The 1,418-nt window shown below is 82.6% G+C and carries 2 protein-coding genes and 1 pseudogene; all 3 read left to right on the forward strand.

Annotation, left to right across the window (positions count from 1 at the left end):
- Window positions 1–284 (forward strand): annotated as a pseudogene (locus GTQ99_RS23235) (hypothetical protein); the annotation flags it as partial.
- Entirely contained in the window at window positions 277–921 is a 645-nt protein-coding gene (locus GTQ99_RS23240) for a hypothetical protein (protein ID WP_166618015.1), read from the forward strand. The pseudogene GTQ99_RS23235 and the gene GTQ99_RS23240, both read left to right, overlap by 8 nt.
- A 21-nt stretch (window positions 922–942) precedes the next feature.
- The gene (locus GTQ99_RS23245; RefSeq protein WP_166618016.1) at window positions 943–1,398 is read left to right on the forward strand and encodes a hypothetical protein; all 456 of its coding nucleotides are present in this window, start codon (window positions 943–945) and stop codon (window positions 1,396–1,398) included.
- The last annotated feature ends 20 nt before the right edge of the window (window positions 1,399–1,418 follow it).

The following is a 1,418-nucleotide window of genomic DNA, read 5'->3' on the forward strand; positions in this document are numbered from 1 at the left end:
CGCTCGCCGCCCGCGAGGCGGCCGGCGCCCCGCTGCCCGACGGCCTGCCCGAGCACGGCTGGTGGAGCCCGCCGGCGCTCGTGCGCGTCGGCCGGCACAGCCCCTGGCCGCCGCCGGGCCCGGTGCTCGGCGTGCGGGGGGTGCGCTCGCCCGCCGACGTGCCCGCCCACCTGGAGGGCGCGGGCAGCGTGCGGGTCTGGGGCGGCGAGCTCGGGGTCGCGGCGCCCGCCCCGCCGGAGCACCGCCGCGAGGCGCTGGAGCTGCTGCGGGCCTGCCGTGGCTGAGCCCGCCGGGACCGCCCCGGCCCCCGCTCCCGCCGCCGCTCCGCTGGTGCGCGGGCGCGCCCTGCTCGCCGCGGCCGTCGAGGTCGAGGCCGAGCGCAACCGCCTCGTGGAGGCGGTGCGCCGCAGCCACCGCTGCCGCATCTCCGAGGCCGTCGCGCAGGTCGACGGGTGCGTCGACACCGTCGTGCGCTGGGCCGGCTGGAGCGACAAGCTCGACCTGCTGCTGCCCGCCGCCACGACCGGGCGCCGCCCGCCGCGGGTGGCGGTCCTGGCGCCGCCCGACTTCCTCGGCACCACCCGCGCCCTGTGCTCCGCGCTGGCCGCCGGTGCCCGCTGCGTCCTCGCGCACGACTCCGCCGCCGTCGGCGCGCTGGCCGCGCTGCTGGCCGCCGAGCTCGGCGAGGGCGCGGTCCGCGTCGTCGACCGCGACCCGGGCACCGTGCGCGGGGCCGTCGCGCAGGTCGACCTCCTCGACGCGCGCGCCGCGACGGCCCGGGAGTTCGACGCGCCGCTGCGGCTGGCGTGCGCCGCGGCGGGCACCCGCGTGCTGGCCCCGCTGCCCGCGCCGGAGCTGCGCGCCACCGGCGACCTGGAGCTCGTGGCGGCCCTGTTCACCGGGGCGGCGACGACGGCCTGACCGCGGCCGTAGGGTTCCCCCGTGCCCGAGGAGCCCGAGGGGTCTGACGAGCGCGGGGACTGGCGGGCCCGCCGCAGCCAGGCGGCCGCGGCCCACGCGGCCGCCGCCGAGCGCGCCCGGGCGCAGGAGACCGCGCGGGCGCGGGAGGCGCTGGCCTCCTTCGCCGCTGAGCTGCGGCGGCGCGGGGTCCCCGCCGGGCCGCTGCGGGCGCGGGTCGGGCGCGCCCGCGCCCGCACCGGCCTGACCGGCTGGTACCTGCGCCGGGACGGCTCCCTCGGCCTCGGCGCCGACGGGGGGTTCTACGTCCTGGACGTCGCGCCCCGCCCGCTGGCCCGGCTGCTCGGCGTCCGCGTCGAACCCTCCGACCCGCCGCTGCAGGTGGGCCGCGGGGCCCGCGACGGGGAGTCCGTCGAACTGCTCGTGCTCCTGCAGCGCCGGCTCGCCGAGCTGACCGGGCCCGAGGGGCCGCGCGGGTAGGCGGGCCGGCGCTGCAGGAG

The sequence above is a fragment of the Kineococcus vitellinus genome, from assembly GCF_009906315.1.
Classification (GTDB): Bacteria; Actinomycetota; Actinomycetes; order Actinomycetales; family Kineococcaceae; genus Kineococcus; species Kineococcus vitellinus.